Below are 5336 nucleotides of genomic sequence, written 5' to 3'. Positions count from 1 at the left end.
CTGTTCACTGCCAATCACGCGTTCTTCAAAATCCAAGTCTCTCACCTTTTTTAGTTAATAGAATCATTTTACAAATAAAATCCGGTCAATGCAATTGTGACGGTTATTCGTCGACCACTTGCGCCTTGGCTGCCTGCGGTCCTTTTTGCCCCTGAACGACAACGTATTCAACGGGCGCATCAATTTGAATTTTGCCATATTGATCATCCGGAAAGGCGTTTTTGAAGAAGAAGAGATCCTCTTCACCGCTATCTTGGGTAATGAAACCAAATGCATTTTGCGGATTATAACTTTTAATTTTTCCTTTAAGCAAAGTAGTCCCTCCTAGTGAACCTTAAAATGTCGTAAAACCGTGTGTCTTCTCCAAAATAAAATGGGATCCTGACAAAACACAGTTTCGCCATAATCCCATTTTAATGGTTATTGATGAATTTTAAAACATAATTTGACTAATCTTAAATGAAACGTTGTCACGACTACTTTTCTTCGAAACCTTCAGTTGCGGCTTCTGGGAATTGGTCGCGGACAATTTCTGCACAGGACTTGCAGAAGGTTGGGTAGTCGCTGTCGGCACCAACGTCTTGTCGAACCAAACGACATCTTTCGCAAGTCTTTCCAACTGCCGGCTCAACTAATAATGCGAGGCCGTCACTGTCAAACTTGGTGCTGTCGTCAGAAGCATCGGCAAAATCCTTCAAGGTTAATTGAGAAACCATCAAGACCGTTGCCAAATCAGTGTGCAGACTGTTGAGCAGGTCGGAAACTTCACTGGTTGCGTAAATTGTCAAAGCAGCTTCTGAAGACTTACCGATCTTCTTGGCATCCCGGGCTTCTTCAAGCACCTTGAGCACATCGTCACGATAGCTGCGGAACTTACGCCAATTTGCCAATAACTCAGACCCGTTTTCAAACTGCTTGGGTTCTGGAATATCGGTGAGTTGAACGAAGTCTTCGGGTTCTTTTAAGAAGCCCCAAATTTCTTCAGTCGTATGTGGCAATACCGGCGTCAATAATTTCGTTAAACCAACGGTCATTTCATACATCACCGTTTGCATTGAACGACGCTTGTGACCATCCTGCTTGTCAATATAAACAATGTCTTTGGCAATATCCAAATAGAATGCCGAAAGATCGTTGGTGATAAATTCAGTCACACGCTTATTCCAATCCAAGAAGTCATATTTTTCCATATCACTTCTAGCTGCGGCAAGGAACTGATTGAAAAGAACAGACATGTATTGGTCTTGCGAGTCCAAATCATCAAAGGCCACCGTGTTCGTCTCAGGATCAAAGTCAGCGGTGTTGGCCAACAGGAACCGCATGGTGTTTCGAATCTTCTTGTAAGAATCAGAAACCTTAACGAAGTTTTCGGTGCTGACACGGACATCAGCCGAAGTATCAACGGAAGTGACCCACAAACGGACAATCTCGGCACCCATTTTTTTGATGACGTCGATTGGTGCGATTGTGTTGCCAAGTGATTTACTCATCTTGTGGCCTTCACCATCAAGGGTGAATCCTTGAGAGACAACCTGCTTATAAGGTGCCTTTCCAGAAACGGCGACACTGGTAATCAAGCTTGAGTTAAACCAGCCACGATACTGATCTGATCCTTCGAGGTACATGTCAGCGGGATAAGTTAATTCATCTCGTTCGGCCAAGACACCCTGGTGTGATGAACCGGAATCGAACCAAACATCCATGATGTCATTTTCCTTGGTGAACTGACCATTTGGTGAGTGCTCACTGGTAAAACCATCGGGAAGCAGATCTTTGGCCTCTCGTTCAAACCAAACGTCTGAGCCATACTTTTCGAATAAGTCTGCAACGTGATTAACCGTTTCTTCGGTGATAATTGCTTCGCCGTCTTCGCCATAGAAGATTGGAAGTGGCACGCCCCAAACCCGTTGACGGGAGATAACCCAGTCGCCACGATTTTTGATCATGTTGGCCAGGCGAACCTTACCCCAATCAGGGAAGAATTCAACGTCGTCCAAGGATTTCAAAATTTCGTCTTTAATTTTGTCAACTGAAGCAAACCACTGTGGTGTTGCCCGGAAGATGATCGGCTTTTTGGTCCGCCAATCAAATGGGTAACTATGCTTCAATGGCATGTAGTGAAGTAACAGATTGTCAGCCTTTAATTTGTCGAGGGCAATCTGGTTGGCGTCATCATAGAAGACACCGGCAAAATCTTCTCCGGATTCTTTAGTGAGGTAGCCTTTATCGTCGACCGGCGCAAAAATATCCAAACCGTATTTGCGGCCAATGTTAAAGTCATCTTCACCATATCCAGGAGCGGTATGGACTAATCCGGTACCTTCTTCAAGGTCGACGAAATCACCCAACATCGTTAATAATTTTCGACTATGATCAAATGGATGCTCAGCTAAAACCCCTTCAAGTTCTTGGCCCTTAACTGTCTTCAGTGTTTTAACGTTGGTCCAGCCAATTAATTCACTGACCTTGTTCACCAGTTCGGTGGCAATCACAAACTTACGGGTTTCACCTTCTGGTTGAACGACTGAATAGTCGAAACCGGCATCAACTGTAATTCCTTCAGAAGCTGGGATCGTCCATGGCGTCGTGGTCCAAACAACCATGTAGGTATCGTCATCAAGAACGCCTTTACCATCGACAACGTGCTCACCATAAAAGGCCGTCGGTGACGTAATATCATGATACTCAACTTCAGCTTCAGCCAAGGCTGATTCAGATGACCATGACCAGTAGACCGGCTTTTTACCTTTATAAATTAAGCCGCGTTTTGCAAAGGCACCAAAAACACGGACCTCTTGGGCTTCAAATTCAGGCTTCAATGTCAGGTATGGGTCGTCCCAATCACCGGAAACCCCTAAACGCTTAAATTCAGCTTTTTGACGTTCAACTTGTTTCAACGCATAATCCCGACAGAGCTTACGGAATTCATTCGTTGACATCTTCTTACGATCATAACCAGCCTGGGTTAATTTCTGCTCAATTGGTAAGCCATGGGTATCCCAGCCGGGAACGTATGGAGAGCGGAAACCAGTCATGGATTTGTATCGCACAATAATGTCTTTTGAAATTTTATTCAATGCGTGACCCATGTGAATGTCACCATTGGCGTATGGCGGGCCATCATGAAGCACAAATGTGGGCTTGCCCTCATTTAATTTTTGTCTTAATTGGTACACGTGATTGTCGTCCCACGCCTTTTGACGTTCGACTTCTTTAACGGGCAGATTACCACGCATTTTGAACTTTGTTTTGCCTAAGTTTAACGTATCTTTAACTCGCATTGCTGAACTTCCTTTCATTTGGTTGGATTACAGAGTGTGATGACGAGGTGACTGAACATGAGTTGACTTGCTGTTAATTTTGCTAAGGAACGCCTTTGCGGACGAGACTAACGGTAATCCGTGTTCCGTCCACTAGTGCCCGTTGCTTATCAACAAAAAAAGACCCCGTCACAAGGGACGAAGTCTTCGTGGTACCACCCAATTTTAGAATTTTACAATTCTATCTCTTTAGATAACCGATGTATGTACTAGAGGTGATCGATTTATTGGTTGGGGACTGCTAAACTTTCACCATCTTTAGCTCGCTTTTAGTTCAGCCAATAACTTTCTGGTCTCTAATCGATTAATTATTCATTTTTTGTGCTGCCATCAGGGAAAATGACCACCGTTTCGTCTGAATCATTAACGGCCGGTGTGTCTTCAACCAAGTCGACACCATTACTCTGTTTAGTTTCAGATTCTACATCTGGATTCGCAAGCTTGTCAAGGCTTCCAACAACTTTTTCAATATCTTCGTAAGTCGTTGTTGGCTTTTCTTCAACCAATCGATCCCAGTCAGAGCCTTTGATAACTTCAAGTTGACTTTCCAGCATCACTTGCAGCCGCTGACGGAATACTCTGGTATTTTTCTTTAAATCGTCAGTCTCAATAGCCAACTTCTTGGCACGTTTGGAAGCTTCTTCAAGAATCGCATTGGCCTTTTCACTGGCAGCGTTCAAAATGTCGTCAGCTTTCTTTTGGGCTTCACGACTAGTGATTTCAGCTTCCTTCTTCGAATTGGTTTTAACCTTGTCGGCAGCTTCTTGGGCAACCAGGATAGATTGATTCAAAGAATCTTTTAAATCATTAAAGTAAGAGAGCTTATCTTTTGATTCACTCAGTTGAGAACCCAAATCTTTGTTTTCCTGTAAAATTATCTGATAATCTTTGATAACTTGGTCCAAGAAATCATTGACCTCGTCAACATTATACCCGCGTAATTTTGTTGAAAATTCTTTGTTATGAATATCTTGTGGACTTAATACCATATTGAATCAATCCTCCTATTTATTTCGATTGTACACTTTAATGCCAATTCGAATTTTACCCTTTTTGGTTGTCCCGGCAATATCTGTGATGGAAATTCGACCAAAGCCGCGAACAGAAATGATATCTTGAATGGACGTCTCAAGATCAGGGCGGTTTGCGTCCTCCCAATTAATCTTGATCATGCCGCCTTCAACCAGTTCTTTGGCATGGTGCCGCGAAATATGAAAGCCTTCGCTCACCAAGGCGTCAACCCGAAGCGAAGCCACCGTTGTTGTGAGCTCTTCTCCCTCGTCAACTGGAATGATGATCTGCTCAGGGCCAATTCGCTTGAGTTTCACCTTAATCTTACCAATTCGATCGACTTGATCTTGGACATAATCAGCCATCTCAGATTCACACATGAACTGCCAATTAAAACCGTCAGTCACAATATCGCCAATCACGTCCCGGTCAATTCCAGAACCCATGATTGAGCCCAGAATTTGACCATGGGAAAGTGTTGCGAATTTGCTCGGGTAATCAATTTGAAACGTCGTGATGTTGTAGTCGTCCGTTCCAGGTGTGAAATAATCCGGGAAGGCGACCGCCCGCTTCATTTCTGCAGAAGCAAAGCCACCAAATGTTTGAAATGATACGCCCTCGTAACGATTTACAATTGTCTCAAGAATATAGAGCTGCCTGGGATTCAAAAAGTTAGTCAGGATCGGACGGTATTCATTGGCAACCTTAGCGCTCAAACTGTCAATCGACTCTAAAAAAGGCAATTCGTTTGAACGGTAATGTTGCGAAACATTCGAGTCTACCAAGATGTTTCCCCCTCGTGTGCTTTGATGCGCATCATCAATCGATGTGACCACACAGTTATAAAACAGTTCCGGTCACAAATTTCAATAGCCAACCAACAACTGTCCCAAATAACTGACCCCCATTTGAACGAACGATAAGACAGCCAGTGCAACAATTGGGGCCAAACTAATCATGCCGATAGTTGCAAAGTTAAACAAGCTTTCAAATGGTTCAACAATT

The 5336-nt window shown here is 43.6% G+C and carries 4 protein-coding genes; all 4 read right to left on the bottom strand.

Features of this window, described 5'->3' with window-relative positions; all coding sequences use genetic code 11:
• Positions 1-103: 103 nt before the first annotated feature.
• Positions 104-313: a cold-shock protein gene (locus tag AB3112_RS07760; protein WP_057909508.1), complete on the bottom strand. Its 210-nt coding sequence runs from the start codon at positions 311-313 to the stop codon at positions 104-106.
• Between the two features lie 163 nt (positions 314-476).
• Entirely contained in the window at positions 477-3281 is a 2805-nt protein-coding gene (gene ileS / locus AB3112_RS07755; RefSeq protein WP_367334235.1) for an isoleucine--tRNA ligase, read from the bottom strand.
• Positions 3282-3628: 347 nt separating this feature from the next.
• Complete coding sequence (locus AB3112_RS07750; protein ID WP_057909506.1) at positions 3629-4309, bottom strand: DivIVA domain-containing protein; 681 nt, start codon at positions 4307-4309, stop codon at positions 3629-3631.
• Positions 4310-4324: 15 nt separating this feature from the next.
• The gene (locus AB3112_RS07745) at positions 4325-5116 is read right to left on the bottom strand and encodes an RNA-binding protein (RefSeq protein ID WP_081374748.1); all 792 of its coding nucleotides are present in this window, start codon (positions 5114-5116) and stop codon (positions 4325-4327) included.
• Positions 5117-5336 lie beyond the last annotated feature (220 nt).

This window comes from Lentilactobacillus sp. (assembly GCF_040773105.1).
GTDB classification, from domain to species: domain Bacteria; phylum Bacillota; class Bacilli; order Lactobacillales; family Lactobacillaceae; genus Lentilactobacillus; species Lentilactobacillus parabuchneri.
Note: the sequence above shows the minus strand (reverse complement) of the source record. Positions and strands in the feature narration are given on the sequence as shown.